This is a genomic window from Chryseobacterium sp. CBo1, assembly GCF_001693475.1.
GTDB lineage: Bacteria > Bacteroidota > Bacteroidia > Flavobacteriales > Weeksellaceae > Chryseobacterium > Chryseobacterium formosense.
In genome coordinates, this window is sequence record NZ_MAUH01000014.1 from 64,411 (window position 1) to 88,730 (window position 24,320).

Consider the following 24,320-nt stretch of genomic DNA (forward strand, 5'->3'; position numbering starts at 1 on the left):
ACTGAATATGAAAACTCTTTTTTTTAAAACACAAATCATTACCATTCTACTTTTGGGTTTTACAGCCGTTTTCGCTCAAAACGATATGAAAATCCCTCAAAATGCTGTTTTTTATATGGAAATCAACGGAAAACAGCTGAATTCAAAAATCAACTGGGAGAAATTCAATCCGTTTTTGAAACAGATTAACGAAAAAGAGAAAAAAGCGTCGTGGAACGATTATTCCAAGACCGGAATTAAATATGATGCGATTCAGTATCATTATGCAACGGTTAATGATTCTGTAAAGTCTTACAACACGCATTTTACTTTAGACAATAAAGAAAAATTTCAGGAGTTCATTAGTTCTGTAAAGAAAAAAGGACAGGAGGTTACCCGAAAAAACAAGTATTCGTATGTTGATTTGGATAATGACATCTTCGTAGCCTGGAATGAAAATCGTGCCGTTTTAAGCATGATCAGTTATCAGAAACCTTACAGATGGGATGAAGGTGTATATGCTGTAGATAGTACAGGTGTTGCTATTGATAGTGCGGCTACAGCAGCAATTGATGGTGCTTATGCTGAAGAAGTGAAACCCTTTGATTATAAAGAAGAGATTGAATATCTGAAAGATGAAGTTGGTTATTTAAAGCAAAATATCAAAGATAATAATGCGGAGATTTTGAGAATTCAAAAAGATATTAAATACCTGCAAAAACATCACAAATATCCTGAAGAAAAGATAGAACCGGCTGAAGCAATAGAGGATTCTACCTATGCTCCGAAAGTTGAAGTGATGCCGCCACCCATTTCACAGGATGATTATTATGAGGCAGAACCGTATGCTCCCGATTCCATTTATCAAAAAGAAATGGATTCGCTGAATATTGAAAAATTCAAAATCGTAAAAAAACTGGCAGAAGATTCTTTTGACCGATATTTCAGTTCAAATTTAAACCTTGAAGTTCCGAAAGATATGCTGAGCTTCAGAGACGGCAATTCGGATGCTTTTATTTATGCAGATTATGAGAAAATTTTTAATCAGGGAATTTACAAACAGCTTTACAAAGGGTTTAATTTCAGTAGTTTTTTAGGTAAAATGTATAATTCCAACTCTGCTTACAACCTTTATTTTGATAAAGATAAAGTAAGAATGGTTAATCATTATCAGCATAAAAATGAGGCAACCCAAAAGAGTATTTCTGAGGTTTATAAAGGAAAAAAGAATAAAAAACTGGCTGCACTTATCAATGATAAAAGTGTGGGTTACTACGTCATGAACATCAATGGCTACAAATATTTCGATATGATGTACAGCATGATGAAAGAAGCTGGAGAAGCTGAATATCAGAAAGAACTGGAGCTGATTGTTGAAACCATGAAGATTGCTCTGGATGAAGAAGCAATTGCTAAAATCGCTCCCGGAAACGGAATTTTTGTTCTGAACGAATTGAAATCTAAAAATGTAGAATACACCGATTACGATTACGACGACAGTTACAATGAAAAAGAAGTAAAGAAAACCAAAGACGTGATGGTTCCCGACTTTACTTTTGCATTCGCTACCGAAAATGAAGGCTATTGGAAACGTATTTTCGATATGTTAGTCAGCAACAAAGAAATGTCTAAAAAATTCTCTAAAGATGGCGACTTCCTGACTTTTAAAGACGAAAAAAATAAAGACGGATATCTTGATGAGATCTTCTTCACCGTAAAAGACGGAGTGGTATATCTTACGACGGCTAAAGACAATATCAAAGCGCAAAATCAATCGGATGTATCTAAGCAATGGATGAAAGATTCTGCAAAATATCCTTTATCAGGAAGGTTAAACATTCAGAAGCTTTTGATTGGTCTGGATAAAGAATTTAAAAGCAAATCTGAAAAAACAACACTTGATATTCTGAAAAAATATGTCGGTGAAATGTATTTTAAAACAGAAGTGAATGGACAAAGTATTCAGACTGAAATGAATTACAATATTAAAACCGATTCTGAAAACAGTCTGATGTATTTCTTCGATTTGTTTGATGAAATTTATAAAACGTCTCTTACTCACAAATCATCGGCTACTTTGTAAAGTTCAACAGGAACGGGCTTTAGCCCGTTTTACATTATTTATAGTCAAAATTGGCTTTAGCCAAAACATTTATTTACCGGAAATTCATGAAGAAAAAATATATTGTTTTTATCATCGCAATTCTGCTTTCGGTCGGTACGTATTTTTTGTTTTTTTATAAAGATAAAAACTTAAAATATATTCCCGAAAATGCAGACATTCTGATTTTGGTTGATGTAAAAAAAGCAACAAAACAATATATTTTCAGCTTTCTGGTTCATCCTTCAAAGTGGTTTGAGGACGGAAAAAAAGATAAAAACAAAATTTCCGTTTCAGATTCCGGATTAGAAATTCCCGATTTTATACAGGTTTTTCATCTTAAAGATACCAAAGTTTCTGAATGGTATTGTGTTTTGGAAATCAATGATAAAGCAAAATTGTCAGCTTTTTTAAAAAACCGGAAGTTTGTCAATGCAGGAAAAGATGAGTTTAAAAACAATCAGCTTTTCATTAAGATTGAAGGCGAAAAATGTATCGTAGGAACTTCAGATTTAAATATTAAAAATATTGGCAAACCACTTTCTGAAACATTCAAAAATAAAAAGCTTAGCGCAGATTCTTTTGTAAATGATGGATTAGGAAGTATTTCTTTTATTTCTGAATTGCGAACTCAGAATTTTTCAATTTTCATTAATGATGATGAAATTGAAATTAAAAATGAGCAAAACAAAACAGATTTTTCATCACTTATTTCTGATCTGCTGACAAAAACTCAATTTTTAGAGACTGAACTAAATGAAGAAAATGTAAAAAAAATAGCTGCAGTTTTTAACAAAGATTTAAATGATTCTGTATCGGTTAATCATTTGAGGATAAGAGCGGAATTAGCTCAAGTCAACGATACGATTATCAGCTATGGTTATGATGATAATTTTAATGAAATTGAAAAAATCAGTTATCAGAAAATCGTTCAGCCGAATTATCATATTCTTATGCAAACGTCAGATCCGGATAAAACCTGGAATTATTTTCAAAGCAAAAAATGGATTAACGATCAAAATCAATTCACGGTAATTCCGTTTCAACCTAATTTGATTAGTAAGACTGAAAATCAGATTTCAATAAAATCTACACAAAGTCCAATAAAATTAAATGAGAACAGAAAACAAAATTTTATTTTCATTAAAAATAATGCTTTATTGTATTCATCGTTTAAAACACTGAGTGATTCGGATAAGAAATTTTTCAATACAATTGAATACATTTTCTACGGAAACAAAAATCTGGATTATTCCTTAAAAATTAAGTTTAAAAAAGACCAGTATCCTTTAATACTCAGATAAAATGTGTCCTCCTGAAATTGCTTTACTTAAAACATGTACGCATTATTTTCTCCATCTGGCTTTTCCGGTGGTAATTGCCTTTGTTTTTTACCGCAAACAATGGAAAAAAGCATATCTTATTCTGTTGGCAACGATGCTTGTTGATCTCGATCATTTGTTTGCTGACCCGGTTTTTGATCCGGACAGAATGAGCATCGGTTTTCATTTTCTACATTCTTATTATGCCATTGCGGTGTATTTTTTGCTGCTATTTTTTAAAGGAAATTTAAGATTGATCGGCATCGGATTGCTCCTTCATATGCTCACCGATTTTCAGGATTTTGTGCTGTGGTGTCATTAAAATTTGATTAATATTTTCTTTTAAGATTGTAAATTTCATAGATTTTTTGTATTTTAGGAACACTTATGAAGCTTAAAGACTTTTTACATTATACGTACGTTTTTCCTGTTTTGGCGGTAATTTATTACTTCCTTAATTTGATGGGAACTGGTGTCATCTACGATGTTATTGCAGGAATTCTTTTAACGGGAAGTGTGTTGTCTGCAGTGCATCATGCTGAAGTTGTTGCCCATAAAGTCGGCGAACCCTACGGAACAATTATTTTGGCGCTCTGTATTACCATTATTGAAGTTGCTTTGATTATTTCTCTGATGGTTGCAGGAGGTGAACAAGCTATAACTTTAGCCAGAGATACTGTTTTTGCCGCCGTTATGATCATTCTCAACGGAATTATCGGAATCTGTGTTTTGGTGGGTGGTGTAAAGTATTACGAACAGTTTTTTGCAAGAACTTCAGCGACAACTTATTTGGTAAGTATTGTTTCGATTCTGGTGATTACTCTGGTGCTTCCTAATTTCACTTCAAGCGTAAACGGACCATTTTATAACGATGCACAGCTGATTTTTGTATCGATTGCCTGTTTAGTAATTTACGGGGTTTTTCTGATGGTTCAGACCGTAAGACACAGAAACTACTTTATCGTTCCTGATGAAGAGAGTGGTGAAGAGCATTATATTCCGAATAAAAGTCAGGCGATTTTTAGTTTTTTCTTTCTGGTAATTTGTTTGGTTATTGTGGTTTTGATGGCGAAAGGGCTTTCAAAAACCATTGAAGATATGGTTCAGAGTGTTGGCGCGCCAAAGTCTTTGGTTGGGGTGATTATTGCAGCTGTCATTCTTTTACCCGAAGGTTTAGCGGCAATCAGAGCGGCAAGGAATAATCAGATTCAATCGAGCTTGAATTTGGCATTAGGTTCAGCTTTGGCAAGTATCGGATTAAGTATTCCGGCAGTTTCTGTGGTTTGTATCATGTATGATATTCCGCTTGTTTTAGGCTTAGATAAAAAAGATATTATCCTTCTCAGCTTATCTGTTTTTATCGTCATGTTATCTTTAAGCAGGGGAAAAACAAATATCCTTTACGGAACCGTTCTGCTCGTGAATTTGGCAGCTTATATTTTCACAGTGATTGTGCCATAACTTTAAATTTTAAACTTGGAACTCGAAATGCTAGAGTTTTCTTGCCATTTCCATTTTATATGCCATCAGGTTGGCAATATTTTCAGATTTTGTGATCGCCATTGATGCGTTCTGACCTGTGAAGTTTTCTTCAATCGTCTGCTTCCAGAGTTCAAGCCATTTTTCGAAATGTCTTTTTTCCATCGCTTCCATCCGGTTGATCGGGAAATGTACTGCCATCGGATTTCCTTTGTAGCTCATTTGTCCGAATAAAATGGTTTCCCAAAAAGAATACATCTTTGGTAAATGTTTGTCCCAATCTACTTTTACGATGTCTTTGAAGAAAAAACCAATTGTTTCATCTTTAACTACTTTTGTATAAAATGAATTGACTAACAGTTCTATATCTTCTCTTGATTCTAAATGTTTCATAGGGATTTTTTTAAATTTTAAGCTTAAAATAACACATCAAATTTAGCGTAATTTCAAATCTTAAAGAACTCCATAAGATTGATAAGATTCATAAAAACAATATTTTATCTTTGCAAAATATTGACCTATTAAAATTGAATAAAACACAAAATGATTTAAATAATTATGGCAAGAGGTTTCAGAAAGAGAATTACACAGGAAAACACAGAAAACAGCGGTTTTGGAAGTCGTGCATCCGGAAGGTTTATCAATAAAGACGGTCTCCCGAATGTAAGAAGAAGAGGAGTGAATGTTTTCAACAGGCTCAGTTGGTACCATACGATGCTGAATTTATCATCATTTCGCTTTATCACTTATCTGGTGGTGATGTATATTTTCATTAATCTCATTTTTGCATGTATTTATTATCTGATCGGTGTGGAGCATCTTACCGGAATCGATAAAAGCGATCCGATGAATGAATTCATTGATGTTTTTTTCTTCAGCTCCCAAACCTTTACCACGGTAGGTTACGGAAGAATTGCTCCGATCGGGTTTTTGGCAAGTTTAGTGGCTACTTTTGAGGCATTTTTAGGATTGCTTACCTTTGCCATTGCTACAGGTTTGTTTTATGGTAGATTTTCAAGACCGAGAGCTTATCTCAGATTTTCGGATATTGCTTTGATTGCTCCTTTTCAGGATGTTACTGCACTGATGTTCAGATTGGCGCCTTATAAAAATAATGCGTTAACGGATGCAGATGTTACGCTTTCGGCGGCAATCGAAATTAATGAAGGAGAAACACTGAAGAGCAATTTTTACAGCTTGGAAACTCATTTAAGTAAAATTAATACCCTAGCTCTGAACTGGACGATCGTACATAAAATTGATGAGAATTCTCCTTTTTTCGGATTTTCTGAAGATGATTTTAAAAATACAAATATTGAAATTATCGTTCATGTACGTGCATTTGATGAAGTATTTTCAAATACGGTGGTACAAAGATCATCATATGTTTCGCGTGAGATTATCTACGGAGCAAAATTCAGTACAATGTACTATCCGGATAAAGAGAAAGATTCAACTATTTTGGATCTTGATAAAATTAATGAATATCAGAAAGTCGAACTTCCGGCTTTTGATATGGAAAGAGCATAATGGATTTAGAAGCATACAAAAAACAAGCTCTACAAAAGCAGAAAGAGCATAAAAAATTCTTAGAAGGTTTAAAAAAGAAGCCTCCTAAAAACCTCGATTATGTTGTTCAGGAAGCCCATGAAGAAGTTTTTGAGAAAATAGATTGTCTTCAATGTGCCAATTGCTGTAAAACAACCGGTCCGCTTTATACCGAAAAAGACATCGAGAGAATTTCAAAGCACCTCCGGATGAAACAAGCTGATTTTGAAGCAAAATTTCTACGTGTTGATGAAGAAAACGACAAAGTTTTGCAGAATCTTCCGTGTTTTTTTCTGAATTCTGATAATACCTGTTCGATTTACGATGTGCGCCCGAAAGCGTGTCGTGAATATCCGCATACAGACCGAAAAAAGATTTATCAGATTAATCATTTAATGATAAAAAATACAGTGATTTGTCCGGCTGCATTTGAGTTTGTGGAAAGTATGATGAAGAATTTAAATAAATAATTTTGTCACTCGAAGTTCTGAAATTTTAATTTTAAAAACGTGTCGCTCCTACGGAGCTCTTTAAATGTTGAAATTACTTCTTCTACAAAGGTTTGGCTCCTCCGGAGCCGCTCCAACTTCAAAAATTTTCATCTATTTCGGAGATTCTAAACTGCACCATTTTCCCGATCAGTTCCAAAGGTAGTTCCTCCTTTAAAGGAAACTGCACTGCACCTTTTGAATACTTGTATTTTCTTTCAATAAAATCGTTTTCAAACTCTTTTAAAGCTTCGGGAAGCGGATAAAAACCAATGTGATTTTTGTAGGCGGCGAAGTAAACCAGAGGTTTGTCTTTATATTTAAAAGCAGGCATTTGGTAACCTATATATTCTTCAAAATCATGGTCTTGAGAATGAATTGTTTTTCTCAAAACTTCAAGTTTTTTCTGTACTTCTTCCGTGAAAAGAAGAAAATATTCTTCAAAATTATTGAATGTATTTTTCATTGCAAATGTTTTAATAAAAATAAAAAAGTTTTGAATAGTACATTCAATGATTTTTCTTCATGCATTTTTATCCTTCTAAAGAAAGTCATCTTTAATTATCGAAACTCATAAAAAATGTTAATGTCACTCGTTGATAATTGAGTTGTATGTTATTTGTATACTATTCATTACCAACAAAATATTATTTTATGAAAAAATTAATTTTAGCAATTTTTGCAATAGGAGGTATCTTTGCTGTTTCAGCGCAAACATCGCCTCAGAATAGAAAGACAGGTTCAACGACTGTTACAACACCAACAACAACTGAGAAGGGAACGATTATTCCCAGAGGAAATCTTAATTCAGATGTGAAAGCATTAAATAATAATCAATTAAGCACAGGGAACAATCTCAATGGAATAATGAACAGTAATTTAGACACGATGAACAACGGAGCGGTTAACTCAGCAACCCCAAACGGAACGCTTCCCCTAAGTACGGGCATTATCGATAATAAAGTTTCATCTCCGGGAACAGTCAACATTGGAACTACAGGAAGTCTAAATACTAGCGGAACTGTAAATACGGGTGTTACTACACCGATGACAGGATCGGGAGCGGGTACTACCACAACGCCGTCAACTCCTGTTAAAAAGTCAAAATAGATGAATTTGAACGTAAAAAAAAGCATTGAACTGGACATTCAATGCTTTCACTTTCACTATTACTTTTTTCCCATTTAAACCCCGGGAACAGGCTTTATGAAAAAAGGCCGGGAAACTTTTCCCGACCTTTATATTTTATACTACTCCTTGAGCTAGCATTGCCTCTGCTACTTTTACGAAGCCGGCAATATTTGCACCTTTTACGTAGTTTACATAGCCGTCTTCCTCTTTACCGTAGTCTCTACAAGCTTTGTGGATTCCGATCATGATCTCTTTTAATCTTGCATCAACTTCTTCTGAAGTCCAGTTTAGTCTGATTGAGTTCTGAGTCATCTCTAAACCGGAGGTTGCAACACCGCCTGCATTTGAAGCTTTTCCTGGAGAGAATAATACTTTGTTCTCTAGGAAATAGTTGATGGCATCAAGCGTTGAAGGCATATTTGCTGCTTCAGTTACGCAAACGCAACCGTTTTCAACCAATCTTTTAGCATCTTCAAGGTCTAATTCATTCTGGGTTGCAGAAGGAATCGCAACGTCACATTTTATTTCCCAAGGACGTTTTCCTGCATGGAATTCTGCTGATGGATATTTTTTAGCATAATCTTCAGCTCTATTGTTTCCTGAAGATCTTAATTCTAACAAGTAATCGATTTTTTCACCATCGATTCCATCTTTATCATAAATATAACCGTCTGGTCCGGAAATAGTAACAACTTTTCCTCCCAATTCATTTATTTTTTTGATAACTCCCCAAGCTACGTTTCCGAAACCTGAAACCGTTACTGTTTTATCTTTGAAAGTCTGTCCGATTGTTTTCAGCATTTGCTCAGCGAAGTATACAACACCGTAACCAGTTGCTTCAGGACGGATTAATGAGCCTCCGTAAGCAAGACCTTTCCCAGTAAGAACTCCTGTAAATTCGTTTCTGATTTTTTTGTACTGACCGAATAAATATCCGATTTCTCTCGCTCCAACACCGATGTCTCCTGCAGGAACATCTGTTTCAGGACCGATATGTTTGCACAATTCTGTCATGAAAGCCTGGCAAAAACGCATTACTTCCATATCAGACTTACCTTGCGGATCGAAGTCTGAACCTCCTTTACCACCACCCATTGGAAGTGTAGTCAAAGAGTTTTTGAACACTTGTTCGAATGCTAAAAATTTAAGAACTGACAAGTTTACAGTTGGATGGAAACGGATTCCTCCTTTGTAAGGCCCGATTGCAGAGTTCATCTGAATTCTGAAACCTCTGTTTACCTGAATTTCACCTTTGTCATCTACCCATGGAACTCTGAAAATAATAATTCTTTCAGCTTCAGCCATTCTTTCAAGCAGCTTCATGCCTGTATATTCTTTTCTTGTCAAAATAAACGGAATTACAGTTACGGCAACTTCTTTTACTGCCTGTAAAAATTCCGGTTCATTCGGGTTCTTTGCTTCTATTTTTGCAATAAACTCCTGAATTTTCTGGTCAATATTATATTGTTCCATATTAGGTAGGGTTGAATATTATGTCAACAAATTTAATTTTTTTTTCAAGATTCACAATAGCTCATTTATTATTTATGGAAAATTGAATAATAATGCGCCGTAATATTATTAAACTGATAATTTTTGTTTAAATTTTATTAAAAATTAAATGTTATATGTGAAATAATGAAATATTAAGAAATCGTTAATTCTTAAATCGCAACAAATTGTCTCCCGGAAAGTGATTTTACTCTCCCTAAAAGCTCGAGTTCAAGAATTATCGGCAATATTTTGTGTGATGAGAGATCCATTTTCTGGATTAATTCATCTAAATTGATGTTCGGATTCTTCATAATTATTTCATAGACTAGTGATTGATTTTCAGTCAATTGAATGTTTATTTCGCTTGAAGGAAATAGCTCTTCAATTTTGTGTGAAGATTGATTAAAACCTAATAAATCTATTAAATCTTTTATGGTCGAAATGGCAGTCGCTTTATTTTGCAAAATTAAATGATTACAGCCCTGGCTATATTTATCAGTGATTTTTCCTGGAAGCGCATAAACTTCCCGATTATAACCGTTGGCAAAGGTTGCTGTAGAAATTGAGCCACCACCAAAAGCAGTTTCTACAACGATTGTCGAAGGCGAAAGTCCGGCAACGATTCTGTTTCTCTGGATAAAGTTTTCGCGGTCGGGTTTTTGTGAAGAATTAAACTCAGTGAGTAAAACTCCGTTTTCTTCGAGTATTTTTTCTGAAAGTTTTTTATTTTTTGACGGGTAAAATGTGTGAAACCCATGAGCTAAAACACCAACCGTAGGGATTTTGTTCTGAATAGAAAAGTCGTGAGCTTCCTTATCTACGCCTAAAGCCAGTCCGCTTACAGATTGAAATCTGTAATCTTTGGTTTCTGTAAAAAAGTCTTCGATAAATTTTTTGCCGTAAGAAGTAATATTTCGTGTTCCGACAATACTTACCGCTTTTAAATCTGAATTAAAATTTCCCTTTTGGTAAAGAATTGCAGGAGCATCATCACATTCATTTAATAAATCCGGAAGCTCATTCTGATGACGGAGCTTGATCTGAACAGAATTTTTTTCACAAAAGAGAATTTCTTTTTCGGCAAACTTCAGATGTTCAGGATTTCCGATGTCTACAACGATCTTTTTGCCGATCCCGTCGGTTTTGTTTAATTCTTTCTTAGGGGTTTCCCAAACTGTTTTAGCACTGCCAAAAGTTCTTACTAATTTATTGAATGTAACATCGCCGATCAGGCTGCACTTACGTAAGGCGATAGAATAGAGTTGCTCTTCGGTGTACATTTGCGTTTTTATTTTACTCAAATGTACAGAATTTAAGTTTTATTTTCTTCGTAATTCTTCAAGATGATCCCAAATGTCGTCTCTTTTTTTATGAGGAAGTTCTAAGAAATCATCGGGATGGTTTTCTTTATATTCCTGCCAAAGCTTATCATCTTTTTCACTGTAATAATTAGGAAATTCCCAGATAAATTTTTTCTTTTTCTCGCCTGAACTTTTAAAAATATAAGCCATTGCACTTCCCATTAAGGCTCCTGATAAATGCGCCTGCCATGAGATTTTGCTCGGTTCTTCAAGATTGTAAAAAAATTCTTCAGGAAACATTCCCCAAATTAAACTTCCATAATAGAGTACAACCAAAAGCGAGATGGTAAGAAGCTTCATATTCCATCTAAAGACACCGCTGAAAAAAAGGAAAAAAGCCAGAACATAAACAACACCGCTTGCTCCAATGGTACAGGTATAAAGATATTCTCCGGTCATCATATCAATCGGAGGAAGTAGCCAAAGCAAAAGTCCTGTACTTAGCCAACCCATAATAAATACTTTTGTAGCCACTTCATTGTAAAATTGGTACAGTAAGAACATCAAAACTGCAATCGGGATTGAATTTCCCACGATATGATCAATACTTCCGTGTAAAAGAGGAGAAGTTATAATTCCGAGCAAGCCTTCCGGTAAAAGCGGAATGATCGCACCAAAGCAACTAGAGAAAAACCCCTGCGTTTGAAGAAGATATCCAAACCACATCGCAGCCAGCATGATAAGTGGTGCAAAAACTGCTTTTTTATGAATTATGTTTTTAATCATAGAGATAAGCTGTCAAATCAAAAGCCAAGTATAAATTTCGGAAATTTTGGCGATGATTTTACTTTGCGGTTGCCTTTTGCGACAAAAAGTAATAAATTTGGGTTTAATTGAATGTAAATATCCTTCAGAAATAGAATTCAATAGTATATATTATTTGTTGTATGGAAAAAAACGGTTTAATGAAAAAGGTTTTTGTATTGTTTTTCATGTACTTAAGTTTCAGTGCATTTTCTCAGGTCATTATCAGCGATTCTGCTGCAGTTGATACCATTAAAAAACCAAGACACTGGTCTATAATTGCCAAAAACAGCGTTATGTTTAATCAGGCGGCCTTCTCAAACTGGGTAGGTGGTGGCGCCAATAATGTCGGTTGGCTGGCCAGTGCTAATTATAATCTTACGTATGAGAAAGAACGCAACCTCTGGGAAAACATTGTTATTTTAAATTACGGTCAAAATACCACAAAGGGTGTCGGAACAAGAAAAACACAGGATGTAATTAATGTTTCTACAAACTATGGGAGACAGTTTTCAAAAAGTTGGTATGTTTCTGCGGGAGCCAGTTTGCTCTCTCAGTTTTCAGGTGGTTTTGAAGACGGAAATAATCCGGAAGCAAAGAAAATATCAAATTTCATGGCGCCGGGTTATGTGAATGCCGGTTTGGGTATTACTTACAGACCAAATGAAAATCTTACTGTTACTCTACGACCGGCCAACGGAAGATTTACATTTGTTCTCGATAAAGAACTACAGTTTGCGGGTAGTTACGGATTAAAAGCAGATGGAGATTTTTTCCTGATGCAGCTTGGTTTTTTGGGTTCTGCAATTTATAAAGTTAAGCTGATGGAAAATATTGAAATGACAAATACGGGATCAATATTCTCAAATTATCTTGATAAACCTGATCATATGGTTTTGTCTTACAATATGCTCCTGAATATGAAAATCAACAGGTTTGTTTCATCAATAGTAACCCTGGATCTGATGTATGATCATAATCAGATTCAAAAAACGCAGCTTAAGCAGACTTTAGGGATTGGTTTTGCATACAATATTGATAACGGAGTGAAAAGATCGGATAGAAAAGATAATCAATTCTGGTTAAAGAAATAAAAAAATAATATCGAAAGTAATTCAGATCTGAATTACTTTTTTTATGCTTAAAATTATATTTTTTTTAATGAAACTGGTTTTAATTTGTGATTAATTATATCTTTGATACCTTTAGATAAGCATAAATGTTATTTATTTGTATTAACTGTGTTTGATTTTAAGACAGACATATTAAATATATTAGTTATGAAAAAAATTTTATTACCCATTTCTTTCTTTTGGGGAGTTTTTGCTTTTTCCCAAGAAGCAAATAAAGAAACTGCCGTTGCAGATACTACAAAAACATGGTCTATTCAGGCTCAGAATACTTTAATGCTCAACCAAGCTTCCTTTTCAAACTGGGTCGGCGGGGGAGCCAATAATGTTGGGTGGCTTGCCGGAGTAAATTACAATATTACTTACGAAAAAGGAAAATATCTTTGGGAAAATATTATCGTTCTCGGATACGGACAAAACAATACACAAGGAGTAGGTACCCGAAAAACTCAGGATGTTATTAATCTTTCGACCAACTTTGGAAAAGAATTTGTAAAAAACTGGTATTTATCTGCAGGAGCCAATTTACAGTCACAGTTTGCAGCCGGTTATGAAGACGGAAATAATCCTGAAGCAGCAAAAATTTCGAATTTTATGGCACCAGGTTATGTAAATGTCGGTCTCGGGGTGACTTATCGCCCAAATGATAATTTTACAATGACTTTAAGGCCTGCCAATGCAAGAATGACTTTTGTTTTGGATAAAGAATTGCAAAAAGCGGGAACTTATGGTTTAAAGACCGACGGAGATTCTATGCTGTTTCAATTTGGTTTTTTGGGAACAGCTGTTTACAAACTGAAAATCATGGAGAATATTAACCTGACCAACACGGCGTCTGTTTTCTCAAATTATTTGGATCATCCTGAAAGACTTGTGCTTTCTTACGGAGCTGTTTTAAATATGAAAATCAACAGGTTTATTTCTTCTAATATAACGGTTGATGTATTGTACGATCATAACCAGATCCAAAAAACACAGCTGAAGCAAACTCTAGGGGTGGGTTTTGCTTATAATATTGATAACGGAGTGAAACGATCTGAGAAAAAAGAGAACCAATCCTGGTTGAAATAATTAAAAACAATAGGGCAATCACTTTTGTGACCGCCCTATCATTTTATATATACCTATTCTTAAAATTCAATATTTACTTCCAGTTTTTCTGTCAGAAGCTTTGAAATTTTTTCTTTCAATGGCTCAATGTCGATATTCTGCATTGCGTCGTTTGCAAAGGCAAATAACAATAAAGCCTGAGCTTCTTTTTTAGAAATTCCTCTTGCTCTCAGATAGAATAAAGCGTCTTCGTTAAGCTGACCAACAGTACAACCATGAGAACACTTCACATCGTCTGCGAAAATCTCTAACTGAGGCTTTGTATCAATAGTAGCACCTTCGCTCAAAAGAACGTTGTTGTTTTGCTGATAGGCGTTAGTTTTCTGAGCAATCTTATCTACGAATACTTTTCCGTTGAAAACTCCGTGAGATTTATCTTTAAAAATACCTTTATAATTTTGGTAACTTTCGCAGTTTGGCTGATTGTGATGAACTGCTGTATGATGATCTACCAACTGATCTTTTCCGATAATGGTGATTCCGTTCATGAAAGAATTGATATTCGACCCATTCTGAATGAAATCTAAATTATTTCTCACAATTTTTCCACCAAAAGAGAAGGTGTTTACCGTCGTTAAACTATCTCTTTCCTGTTTTGCAAAAGTATGATCTACCAAATACGAAGTATCATTGTCGTTCTGAAGTTTATGCCAATCTGCTTTTGCATTCGGATACGTAAAAATCTCCGTCACAGAATTCGTGAAAACATACGTCTCGTCAAAATTGTGGTGACTTTCAATTACTTCTACTTTTGCGCCGTCTTCTACGATCAATAAATTCCTTGTATTGTAGAACGTATTTTCTTCCTGATTTTGAGATAGATAAAAAATGTGGATTGGCTTTTCAATCACAACATTTTTAGGCACCTTCAGGAAAAATCCGTATTTGCAATACGCTTGATTTAAATTTGTAAAAGCTAAATCTTTTGCAGCAATCGTATTAAAATATTTGTCGAAAACATCTTTATGATTCTCATCATTCAAAGCATAATTGAACGATAAAAACTCTGCATTTTCAATAGAAATTTTAGAAAGCTCTTTGTGAAGCTGACCGTTTACAAAAACAATCCAGTCAAAATTCTCTTCTCCCAAATGCAACTCATCAAGCTGTTCTTTGGTGATATTATGGCTTTCTTTCGGGAAAAAATTATAATCTTTCTCGATGATTTCCTTAATGTTGGTATATTTATATTCTTCGTCTTTCTTTGTAGGAAAACCAAGTTTAACAAATTTCCCTAATGCTTCAACTCTCGTTTCATCTAAAAAACGGTGACGAAGGGTACTAAGAAATTCGCTGTGATTATTTAAAATTTGTTCGTTTAAACTCATTATTTGAACGTTTATTTTGCCGTCGTAAAAAGTTTAGATTCCTACAGAATGACAAATATTGCGTTTAATTTTTAAATTTTTAAATTTTTAAATGCTTTGAATCTTTAAATTAATTAAGCAACCAGTCGTAACCTTTTGCTTCTAATTCCAATGCTAAAGATTTGTCGCCTGTTTTAATGATTTTTCCGTTCGCTAAAACGTGTACAAAATCTGGTTGAATGTAATTCAATAATCTTTGGTAGTGCGTAATCAACAGAACGGCATTTCCTTCATTTTTAAAAGTATTTACACCATCTGCAACGATTCTCAATGCGTCGATATCTAATCCTGAATCGGTTTCATCCAAAATAGCTAATTTAGGATTCAGCATCATCATCTGAAAAATCTCATTTCTTTTTTTCTCACCACCCGAGAAACCTTCGTTTAATGATCTTGAAAGGAAATCTTTTTTTATTCCTAATTGCTCAGACTTCTCACGAATCATTGCCAACATTTCTTTTGCAGGCATATCTTCCAAACCATTTGCTTTTCTGTTTTCGTTTAAAGCAGCTTTAATGAAATTTGTCACAGAAACTCCCGGAATTTCTACCGGATATTGAAAAGAAAGGAAGATACCTTTGTGAGCTCTTTCTTCAGGAGCATCTTCGATGATGTTTTCACCTTGAAAAAGGATTTCACCTTCAGTAACTTCGTAATCTTCTTTTCCTGCAATTACAGATGAAAGAGTAGATTTTCCGGCTCCGTTTGGTCCCATGATTGCGTGAACTTCACCCGGCTTTATTTCAAGATTGATACCTTTTAAAATTTGAGCGCCATCTTCAATTCTGGCGTGTAAGTTTTTAATATTAAGCATTATATATGTTTAAAACTTTTTTAATTTATGTTGCCTTTTCGACGAATAAGAATTTTTTTTATAGAAGATTCTTCACTCCATTTTATTTCGTTCAGAATGACAAAAACGTGTCAGACTGAGCGGAGTCGAAGTCTTATCCTACACTTCCTTCCAAAGAAATCTCCAATAATTTCTGAGCTTCAATGGCAAATTCCATTGGAAGTTTATTTAAAACTTCTTTACTGAATCCATTTACAATTAAAGCGATTGCTCTTTCCGTATCGATACCTCTTTGGTTACAGTAGAAAATCTGGTCTTCACCAATTTTTGAAGTTGTAGCTTCATGTTCTAACTGTGCAGTTGGATCTTTAATCTCGATATAAGGGAAAGTATGTGCTCCACATTCGTTACCCATCAATAATGAGTCACATTGTGAGAAGTTTCTCGCTCCTTTTGCAGAAGGCATTACTTTTACTTGTCCTCTGTATGAGTTTTGAGATTTTCCTGCAGAAATTCCTTTAGAAATAATCGTTGATTTTGTATTCTTTCCGATGTGAATCATTTTTGTTCCGGTATCGGCATACTGATGATTATTGGTTACAGCGATAGAGTAGAACTCACCGATTGAACCATCACCTTTTAAGATACAAGAAGGGTATTTCCAAGTTACAGCAGAACCGGTTTCAACCTGAGTCCATGAGATTTTTGCTTTATACTCACAAAGTCCTCTTTTGGTTACGAAATTGAAAACTCCACCTTTTCCTTCTTCATTTCCTGGATACCAGTTCTGAACGGTAGAATATTTAATTTCAGCATTGTCCATTGCAATTAATTCTACAACAGCAGCGTGAAGCTGATTTTCATCTCTTGACGGAGCTGTACAGCCCTCAAGGTAAGATACATAACTTCCTTCATCTGCAATAACAAGTGTTCTTTCAAACTGACCCGTTCCTGCCTGATTAATACGGAAATAAGTTGATAATTCCATCGGACATCTTACTCCTTTAGGAATATAGCAGAAACTTCCGTCAGAAAATACTGCGGAATTCAATGCTGCATAAAAGTTATCTCCTCTCGGAACTACTTTACCAAGATATTTTCTTACTAAATCAGGGTGATTTTTAATGGCTTCAGAAATCGAACAGAAAATAATTCCTTTTTCTGCCAATGTATCTTGAAATGTTGTTTTTACAGAAACTGAATCTATTACAATATCAACAGCAACACCTGAAAGTCTTTTCTGTTCTTCGATGTTGATTCCTAGTTTTGCAAAAGTAGCCAATAATTCAGGATCAACTTCGTCCAGACTTTCTAATTCCGGCTTTGCTTTCGGCGCAGCATAATATTTGATCGCTTGAAAATCTGGTTTTTCATATTTGATATTCGCCCAAGTTGGCTCAACCATTTTCAACCAGATTCTGTAAGATTCAAGACGCCATTCTGTCATCCATTCCGGCTCTTCTTTTTTTGCAGAAATAGCACGGACGATATCTTCATTTAAACCAGTTGGGAAATCTTCGTAATCGATCTTGGTTTCCCAACCAAATTCATATTTTTTATTTTCTAAATCGACGCGTAAATCGTCTTCAGTATATTTACTCATTTTAATAGATTTTAGAGGTCAGAAATTAGATATTAAGTTCAATCTAATTTCTAACGTCTAATTATAAGCTAAAACTTTCGCCACAACCACATGTTCTGGCAGCATTCGGATTGTTAAAAACAAATCCTTTTCCATTCAAACCTCCGGAATATTCTAAAGTAGTACCCGCCAAGTAAAGTATAGATTTTTTTTCGACAACGATTTTAATACCGTTATCTTCAAAAATCTGGTCTGTTTCGTTTTGCTTATTATCGAAGCCCAACATATACTCTAATCCTGAACAACCACCGCTTTTTACCCCAACTCTTATATAATCTTCAGCAGGGTTGAAGCCATCTTCTGTCATCAGTTGAATCGCTTTTACCTTTGCCTGATCTGAAACCTTTATCATTGTATTTATTTAGAATGATTTATCATGCAAAAATACGAACAATAATCAGTATATAAAAATCGGTGTTTTTATTTTATCAATTTTTATCATCGATGGTTTAACTTTGATTATAATTTAAAATCAAAACTATAAATCAGAGAAATAATGAAAAAAATTGGCGTTTTTGCTATGGTACTATTAGCGCAGATTACTTTTGCGCAGACCAACAGATTTGTATATCAGGTCACTATGAAGCCAAATGCAGAAGATAAAAATGATATTAAGACTGAGAATGCCTATTTAGACATTTCGGCAGACAAATCGATGTTTTATTCTGAAAACAGGATCAAAAGGGATTCTGTGATGCGTGCTAACTTCCAGAGTGGCGGAGCAAGAGGATTTAATAGAGATCAGATGGAAAGTTTACGATCTGTAATCAATTATTCCATCGAAAAGAACAAAAAAGATCAGAAAACAATTTATAAAGACAGAATCGGAAGAGATATTTATACTTACGAAGAAGATCGCCCTTTAAATTGGAAAATTTTATCTGAAACAACAAAAATCGGAGATTACAAAGTACAGAAAGCGGAAACTGATTTTGGCGGAAGAAAATGGACGGCTTGGTTTACAACAGATCTTCCTTATCAGGATGGACCATATAAATTCAGCGGACTTCCCGGTTTAGTTGTGAAAGCAGAAGACTCCAGCGGAGATTATTCTTTTGATTTAATGAAAAATTATAAAATCGCTGATTTTCCTGAAATGAATTCTTTTGGAAATGCGATGAAAGTAAAACGTACAGACTACGTTAAACAGCAGGAAAAATATAAATCTGATCCAACGGCTTTTATAAACAGCCAGCGTGGAAGCGGCGGAATCAATCCACCGAGAAATCGTAATGGAGGCGGAAATCAGAATCCGGCCGACATGAGAAAAAGAATGGAAGAAAGAGTAAAAGAGGAAGCTAAGAATAACAGCAATCCTATTGAACTGAAATAAACAAAAAAACCTGAAGATTTTCTTCAGGTTTTTTGTTTTATCTTAAAAGCTGGCTGAAAGTATCGCCCTGCTTAATGTCTCCGGAATTATATCCTTTCATGAACCATTCTTTACGCTGTGCGGATGAACCGTGTGTAAAGCTTTCCTGATTTACATATCCTTGTGATCTTTCCTGAATATTGTCATCACCTACAGCTTCAGCTGCATTTACGGCAGATTCCAAATCTCCGGGCTCAAGAAAATGCTCTCTTTCATTGGAATATCTAGCCCAAAGTCCGGCATAAAAATCTGCTTGAAGTTCTGTAGCTACAGAAACCTGATTCAATTGAGCTTCCGAGTATTTTCCGCTTCTTCTCAGTTGGTCTGTTTTATCTAAAGTTCCCAAAAGATTTTGCACGTGATGCCCCATTTCATGAGCCATTACATAGGCAACTGTAAATTCTGTCACTTTGGCACCAAATCTATTTTGAAGTTCTTCGAAAAAGCTCATATCCATATAAACTGACTGATCTGCAGGACAATAAAACGGTCCCATTGCAGACTGAGCTGTACCGCATCCTGATTGTGTAGCGGTTTTAAACAGAACAACTTTTGCAGGTCTGTACTGCATTCCGTTGTCTTTGAAAATTTTAGCCCAGGTTTCTTCGTTTTCGGCAGTAATCATTTTGATAAATTCACCTACCTGCAATTCACCTTGAGTGAGCTCTCTTTGTTCAGTCTGTTGTGTGCTTCCGCCACCCGAAGAAAGAATCGCTGATGGATCACCACCAAGGAAAAATACAATTGCTGCGATAATAATTGTTCCCAATCCGCCGCCTACAATTGCGCCGCCACTTCCGGAACCACGTCTGTCGTCTACGTTACCGCTTCTGTCGTCAGTCCATTTCATAATTTGTAATTTTTAAAGTAAAGTTAAAAATTTTATTGAATCAGAAATTATTTGTTTTGAGAATTTCCAAAGCCGATATTTCCTTTTTTATCGGAAAGATTTCTTTTGAAATTAATCATGCTTAAAGCAGTTACTGCTGCTTCAACACCTTTATTGCCCAAGTTACCGCCGCTTCTTGCGATAGACTGTTCTTTGGTATCATCTGTTAGAACGCAGAAAATAGTCGGAGTATCTGTTAAAATATTGCAGTCTTTAATTCCCTGTGCAACGGCATCGCAAACGAAATCAAAATGTGGAGTTTCTCCTCTGATAACGCATCCGATTGCAATTACAGCATCGTATTTTCGCTCCTTACAAAGCTGCATACTCGCATAGTTGAGTTCAAATGCTCCGGGAACGGAAAATTGTTTTATGTTTTCAGCTTTTACACCTTCTTTTTCAAGAATTTCCAAAGCTGCGTCACGCAGATTGTAGGTTACAAAATCATTCCACTCAGAAAAAACAATGCCGATAGAAAAATCTTCGGCATTGGTAATATTAAGTGGCTTGTAATCTGAAAGATTAACTGTTGCCATGTTTTAATTTAAATATTTAGACATTTCGATATAAGAATCAGACATTCCGTTGTCGTAATCCTGATATTTTTCGTCGATGGTTGTAAAGTATTTTTTAGCTTCTGCATTTTTCTTCATTCCTAATGCTACAATACCTGCTTTTCTTGTAAAGTAGTAAGTTGTGTAAGGATCTTCAGATGCTGAAGCAGCTTTGTCTAATAATGCTAAAGCCTCATCATTCTTATTAAGACCAGATTTTGCATCTGCCATTACTCCGAACTTCATTGCCATTAAAGTTTTGTTGTCTGAAGAAAATTTATCTAAAAGATCATAAGCTTCCTGGAATTTTCCTTCTTTAAATTTAAGCAAACCTGCATTATAAGCAGAAAGTTTGCCCACTTTTGTTGAAGAGTATTCGTTATACGTTCCCAAGAATCCTGGGTTTGCAGCAGATTTTCCGCCTAAAGCTTCTTTATCTTTACCTTCAGTAAGGTTTTTTTGTGCAGCAAGATATGTTTTTACGGCTTCAGCATTTTTTGGAGCAACCACAAACTGTTGGTATCCGAAAAATCCTAAAACTCCCAAAACCAAAACTCCAAAAGTGATACTTAATGGTTTTTGATATTTTTCAAGGAATCTTTCTGTGTTTAAAGCCTCTCTGTCAAGGTCTTTAAAGAATTCCACTGTTTCTTTGCCTTCTTGCTCATTTTGAGCATTCTTTCCCAATTTTGCCATAAATTTTTAAAAAATTGAACTGCAAATTTAATTGTTTCTGAGTGATTTACAAAATACTTTGCAGGATTATTGATAAATGCTCATGAAAGATTTAAAAATCTTCTTTATTATCAATATTAATTTGTTGATTTAAATTTTATTCCGTCTCTTTCTTAAGTTGAATATCTTTTTATTTAATATTCTAAAGTGTGATAAATTTCTGCATTGAATTTTTTCAGTTTTTCGTCACCTTTCAGATCTTTTAAACCAATTAAAAAGCTGAACTGAACGACTTTTGCTCCTTGCTTCTCAACTAATTTTGCAGCAGCTTCTGTTGTTCCGCCGGTTGCCAGAAGATCATCATGAATTAAAATTCGCTGTCCTTTTTTGATGTGACCTTCCCGGGTTTCTATTTCGGCGCTGCCGTATTCCAAATCATATTTTTCTGAAATGATGGGTGGCGGAAGTTTTCCTTTTTTTCGGATTAAAATAAACGGAACTTCTAAAGCGACAGCAATTGCAATCCCAAAGAGATAACCACGGCTTTCGATTCCGCAGACTGCATCTACTTTTCCTTTGCTGAATTTCACCAGATCTTCAATGACTTCTTCGTACAATTTAGGATCAAGAAAAATCGGTGAAATATCTTTAAACTGAATTCCCGGAATCGGAAAGTCAGGGATATTTTCTATGGTTGCTTCAAGTTTTGAGACGAGTTCCTGCGATGCCATATTTTAAGGATTGATCTTGTAGCTTGAGATTTTCCACTCTCCGTTTACATTTTTAAGTCCAAATGTTGCTTTCAAAGAAGTTGTTCTCCCGTTTTTATCCGTTACATCATATGTTGCATTTACGATGGATGAATTTGCTGTTGAAGCATTTGTCGATACATTTTTTACGCTAACGTTTTTAATCGCTCCAAAACCTGAAGTAGGATTTGAAAACGACTCATAGCTTCCCCAACTTGGGTTGCTTGATGCATCGAATGCTGCTTTTAAATTCTGAGAACTTACATTATTTAAAAACTTGTTTACAGTAGCTTTGGGGTCTGCTGTCGGCTGCTTCGGCTGAGCCGGAGTTGTTGTATTAGGATCTGTAGTCGGAGGAACAGGATTATTCGGATCGATTACCGCAGGATCCTGAGTAACCATTGTAGAATCTGTTTTTGGTGCTTCAGGAACTTTCAATGCTGAAGGATTTACATCCAGACCGATTTTAGACATTTTAAAAGTTTTGGATGTAGTTTTTACAGAAACAGTAACATCTATTTTATTGTCAAATATTTTTGAGGCTAATAAAGATGAGAATTTAAGACTGAAACCTTTGAAATTGTTATCCTGCATCAGGTTTTTTGCTGTAGAGAGTTTCACTCCGTTACTGAAAACTTCTAAAGTGGTTTCTAAAGCTGCACCTGTAAAAGCGATAGGATTTCCTGCATTGTCAACCAATCTTGGTACAATCTGAATGGAAGTCGGCCCGTTTCCGGTATCACCGCCAAGTCTTGTAAGGATGCTCAGTGAGCTTGCTCTTACATCGTTCGGATCGCTTTCTTTAGCTTTTTCGTCACCGAAAATATTCATTTCACCTAATGAAGGCGGTGCTGTACTTGCCCATTCGATGCCGTTTTGCTGTGCTACCTGATCTGCCAGAGACAAAATTTCGGGAACTTTTTTACCGTTGATCAATTGGCCGAGAGCCTTCAATTCGTTTACATCACCTTCTGCTTCTACTCCGAAAGTCTTCAGAATATACAGCGCTTCGTTGAATTTGATCTGCTTAATGGTGGTAAGACTAGATGCCATATCGTTGATACTCGACTGTAAAGTCTGGGTTGTAGTTGCATCTACGCTGTCTTTTTTACATGACGTAAAAAGTAACAGGCTGAACATGAGTAGCAAAGAAAACTTTTTCATTTTAATAATGGTTTATGGCAAATTTAGTAAAACCTTTATTAATACAGATTTTTTATTTTTTGTTTTCCTTTTCTTTTAAATCTTCTTTAAAAAATGAAGCAAAAATGGCCTGCATATTCGGGAAAGAAGAATCCTGCCAATAATTTGAAGAATAATTACTGTTATTTTTATTGAGTTTAACTTTTGCTTCAACATCATTATCATCATGGAAATCTAATTCGGTAGGATAAAAGTTTTTGTAAGAAATAAGCTGATTATAATCTGGTTCGCTTTTATGTTTGAATTTAATGTAACCAATCTCGTTGGATTCTAGGAAATCTCTCAAATCTTTTTTAGAGCCTTTTTCGTAAGAATGATTAATCAAAGCCTTAATATCATAAAGTCTGTAGCCGAAAAGAGCCATTTCTTTTTCCTGTAATGCTGAACCGCTGATCTCTATTTCATCTTTTGTATTTCCTTTAAGTTCTTTGATGGTTGCTTTTCTGTTTTTGTATTCATCAATATTTCCGACATTCGGAAGTTGTGGAAGATCTAAAAATGCGTTGTAATCCAAAAGACTTGTTTGCTTTCTGTCAGTTGATGGATTTTCTAATCTGAATACTCTGTATTGTTCTATATTTTTGCTTTTCAGTTTCTTAGTTTTATTATCAAAAATATAAGTTGCAATTCCGTCTACATAGCAATTCAGTTTACCATTTACGGTTACATAAGCATTAAAATTTCCTTTTACAAAAACATATTTTGCAGGTTTACTGTTTTTAATGACTACCGCTTCAATGTCTTTTACACGATCATTCAGCTCTACAACATCTTTACTAATTTCATCAAATGAAAGTTTTGCAATAACAATATTATCATAAACCAGCTGAAATTTTTCCTGATCAGCAGTTAGAGATGACTTTTCAATTTTTCCGTCGATATCGGAAGTCGCCAGAATATTTCCATCTTTTCCGAAGACCACAACTTTTGGTAGTGGCTGTCCGGTTTTTTCAGAAACAAAACTAATGGTCTGTGCATTGAACAAGCCGAATAGAATGATAAATAGGAAGCTTAACAGATACGTTTTTTTCATGGTTTTTAAATTAGTTTGAAAAGTTAGTTGTTTTATATCTATTATTAAGACAACAAAATTTCGAAAAGGTTGCCTGTTTTATTTTTTAAATTGAGATTAATGCAAAAAAAAAGAGACTGAATATAAAAATCAGTCTCTTTTAAGATTATTTTGTTA

The 24,320-nt window shown here is 34.8% G+C and carries 25 protein-coding genes; 10 read left to right on the forward strand and 15 right to left on the reverse strand.

Annotated features, from left to right (window positions below; translation table 11 throughout):
• Nucleotides 1–7 precede the first annotated feature (7 nt).
• From BA768_RS10405 to BA768_RS10420, 4 genes are all read left to right on the forward strand, one after another.
• Nucleotides 8–2,062 carry a hypothetical protein gene (locus BA768_RS10405; RefSeq protein ID WP_065720691.1) on the forward strand — a complete coding sequence of 685 codons (2,055 nt, stop codon included), beginning with the start codon at nt 8–10 and terminating at the stop codon, nt 2,060–2,062.
• Between the two features lie 86 nt (nt 2,063–2,148).
• Entirely contained in the window at nt 2,149–3,384 is a 1,236-nt protein-coding gene (locus BA768_RS10410; protein WP_065720710.1) for a hypothetical protein, read from the forward strand.
• A gap of 1 nt (nt 3,385) precedes the next feature.
• Complete coding sequence (locus BA768_RS10415) at nt 3,386–3,724, forward strand: DUF6122 family protein (protein ID WP_034677711.1); 339 nt, start codon at nt 3,386–3,388, stop codon at nt 3,722–3,724.
• 65 nt (nt 3,725–3,789) lie between these two features.
• Entirely contained in the window at nt 3,790–4,863 is a 1,074-nt protein-coding gene (locus BA768_RS10420) for a calcium:proton antiporter (protein ID WP_034677712.1), read from the forward strand.
• A 30-nt stretch (nt 4,864–4,893) separates the two neighbouring features.
• Here BA768_RS10420 and BA768_RS10425 read toward each other — a convergent pair whose 3' ends face one another.
• Nucleotides 4,894–5,274 (reverse strand): group III truncated hemoglobin, encoded by a 381-nt coding sequence (locus tag BA768_RS10425; RefSeq protein ID WP_065720692.1) that lies wholly within the window; start codon nt 5,272–5,274, stop codon nt 4,894–4,896.
• A gap of 165 nt (nt 5,275–5,439) precedes the next feature.
• Here BA768_RS10425 and BA768_RS10430 point away from each other — a divergent pair, with 165 nt between their 5' ends.
• A complete protein-coding gene (locus BA768_RS10430; protein ID WP_065720693.1) occupies nt 5,440–6,411 on the forward strand; it encodes an ion channel in 972 nt (323 codons plus the stop codon).
• Entirely contained in the window at nt 6,411–6,899 is a 489-nt protein-coding gene (locus BA768_RS10435; RefSeq protein ID WP_065720694.1) for a YkgJ family cysteine cluster protein, read from the forward strand. The genes BA768_RS10430 and BA768_RS10435 overlap by 1 nt, the downstream gene beginning before the upstream one ends.
• A 118-nt stretch (nt 6,900–7,017) precedes the next feature.
• On the opposite strand, the gene BA768_RS10440 is transcribed toward BA768_RS10435, so the two are convergent.
• Nucleotides 7,018–7,383 carry an iron chaperone gene (locus BA768_RS10440; RefSeq protein ID WP_065720695.1) on the reverse strand — a complete coding sequence of 122 codons (366 nt, stop codon included), beginning with the start codon at nt 7,381–7,383 and terminating at the stop codon, nt 7,018–7,020.
• Nucleotides 7,384–7,571: 188 nt separating this feature from the next.
• Between BA768_RS10440 and BA768_RS10445 the strand changes: the two genes are divergently transcribed.
• Nucleotides 7,572–8,027, forward strand: a complete 456-nt coding sequence (locus BA768_RS10445) for a hypothetical protein (RefSeq protein ID WP_065720696.1) — start codon at nt 7,572–7,574, stop codon at nt 8,025–8,027.
• A 135-nt stretch (nt 8,028–8,162) separates the two neighbouring features.
• Here the strand turns inward: BA768_RS10445 and gdhA are convergent, their stop codons facing one another.
• The 3 genes from gdhA to BA768_RS10460 form a co-directional block, all read right to left on the reverse strand.
• Nucleotides 8,163–9,521 (reverse strand): NADP-specific glutamate dehydrogenase, encoded by a 1,359-nt coding sequence (gdhA, locus tag BA768_RS10450; RefSeq protein ID WP_034677717.1) that lies wholly within the window; start codon nt 9,519–9,521, stop codon nt 8,163–8,165.
• 191 nt (nt 9,522–9,712) lie between these two features.
• Nucleotides 9,713–10,822 carry a DNA-processing protein DprA gene (gene dprA, locus BA768_RS10455; protein WP_065720697.1) on the reverse strand — a complete coding sequence of 370 codons (1,110 nt, stop codon included), beginning with the start codon at nt 10,820–10,822 and terminating at the stop codon, nt 9,713–9,715.
• Between the two features lie 39 nt (nt 10,823–10,861).
• Nucleotides 10,862–11,629: a rhomboid family intramembrane serine protease gene (locus BA768_RS10460; RefSeq protein WP_065720698.1), complete on the reverse strand. Its 768-nt coding sequence runs from the start codon at nt 11,627–11,629 to the stop codon at nt 10,862–10,864.
• A 179-nt stretch (nt 11,630–11,808) separates the two neighbouring features.
• Here BA768_RS10460 and BA768_RS10465 point away from each other — a divergent pair, with 179 nt between their 5' ends.
• Both BA768_RS10465 and BA768_RS10470 read left to right on the forward strand, forming a co-directional pair.
• Entirely contained in the window at nt 11,809–12,741 is a 933-nt protein-coding gene (locus tag BA768_RS10465) for a DUF3078 domain-containing protein (protein ID WP_065720711.1), read from the forward strand.
• A gap of 186 nt (nt 12,742–12,927) precedes the next feature.
• Nucleotides 12,928–13,848, forward strand: coding sequence for a DUF3078 domain-containing protein (locus tag BA768_RS10470; protein WP_065720699.1), 921 nt, complete (start codon nt 12,928–12,930; stop codon nt 13,846–13,848).
• Nucleotides 13,849–13,907: 59 nt separating this feature from the next.
• Here BA768_RS10470 and sufD read toward each other — a convergent pair whose 3' ends face one another.
• From sufD to BA768_RS10490, 4 genes are all read right to left on the reverse strand, one after another.
• Complete coding sequence (gene sufD / locus BA768_RS10475; protein WP_065720700.1) at nt 13,908–15,215, reverse strand: Fe-S cluster assembly protein SufD; 1,308 nt, start codon at nt 15,213–15,215, stop codon at nt 13,908–13,910.
• 109 nt (nt 15,216–15,324) lie between these two features.
• Nucleotides 15,325–16,068: a Fe-S cluster assembly ATPase SufC gene (gene sufC, locus BA768_RS10480; RefSeq protein ID WP_034677723.1), complete on the reverse strand. Its 744-nt coding sequence runs from the start codon at nt 16,066–16,068 to the stop codon at nt 15,325–15,327.
• A 133-nt stretch (nt 16,069–16,201) separates the two neighbouring features.
• The gene (sufB, locus tag BA768_RS10485; RefSeq protein ID WP_065720701.1) at nt 16,202–17,650 is read right to left on the reverse strand and encodes a Fe-S cluster assembly protein SufB; all 1,449 of its coding nucleotides are present in this window, start codon (nt 17,648–17,650) and stop codon (nt 16,202–16,204) included.
• Nucleotides 17,651–17,711: 61 nt separating this feature from the next.
• Nucleotides 17,712–18,041: a HesB/IscA family protein gene (locus tag BA768_RS10490; RefSeq protein WP_034677726.1), complete on the reverse strand. Its 330-nt coding sequence runs from the start codon at nt 18,039–18,041 to the stop codon at nt 17,712–17,714.
• A gap of 144 nt (nt 18,042–18,185) precedes the next feature.
• On the opposite strand from BA768_RS10490, the gene BA768_RS10495 reads away from it, so the two are divergent.
• Complete coding sequence (locus tag BA768_RS10495; protein ID WP_083206633.1) at nt 18,186–19,022, forward strand: GLPGLI family protein; 837 nt, start codon at nt 18,186–18,188, stop codon at nt 19,020–19,022.
• A gap of 37 nt (nt 19,023–19,059) precedes the next feature.
• On the opposite strand, the gene BA768_RS10500 is transcribed toward BA768_RS10495, so the two are convergent.
• From BA768_RS10500 to BA768_RS10525, 6 genes are all read right to left on the reverse strand, one after another.
• Entirely contained in the window at nt 19,060–19,911 is an 852-nt protein-coding gene (locus BA768_RS10500) for a neutral zinc metallopeptidase (protein WP_034677727.1), read from the reverse strand.
• Between the two features lie 47 nt (nt 19,912–19,958).
• Nucleotides 19,959–20,486 carry a 6,7-dimethyl-8-ribityllumazine synthase gene (gene ribH / locus BA768_RS10505; RefSeq protein WP_034677728.1) on the reverse strand — a complete coding sequence of 176 codons (528 nt, stop codon included), beginning with the start codon at nt 20,484–20,486 and terminating at the stop codon, nt 19,959–19,961.
• 3 nt (nt 20,487–20,489) lie between these two features.
• Complete coding sequence (locus BA768_RS10510) at nt 20,490–21,200, reverse strand: hypothetical protein (protein ID WP_034677729.1); 711 nt, start codon at nt 21,198–21,200, stop codon at nt 20,490–20,492.
• A gap of 173 nt (nt 21,201–21,373) precedes the next feature.
• A complete protein-coding gene (locus BA768_RS10515) occupies nt 21,374–21,910 on the reverse strand; it encodes an adenine phosphoribosyltransferase (protein WP_065720702.1) in 537 nt (178 codons plus the stop codon).
• Nucleotides 21,911–21,913: 3 nt separating this feature from the next.
• Entirely contained in the window at nt 21,914–23,092 is a 1,179-nt protein-coding gene (locus BA768_RS10520; protein ID WP_065720703.1) for an NTF2-like N-terminal transpeptidase, read from the reverse strand.
• A gap of 52 nt (nt 23,093–23,144) precedes the next feature.
• On the reverse strand, nt 23,145–24,164 hold the full coding sequence (locus BA768_RS10525) for a hypothetical protein (RefSeq protein WP_065720704.1): 1,020 nt from the start codon (nt 24,162–24,164) through the stop codon (nt 23,145–23,147).
• Between the last annotated feature and the right edge of the window lie 156 nt (nt 24,165–24,320).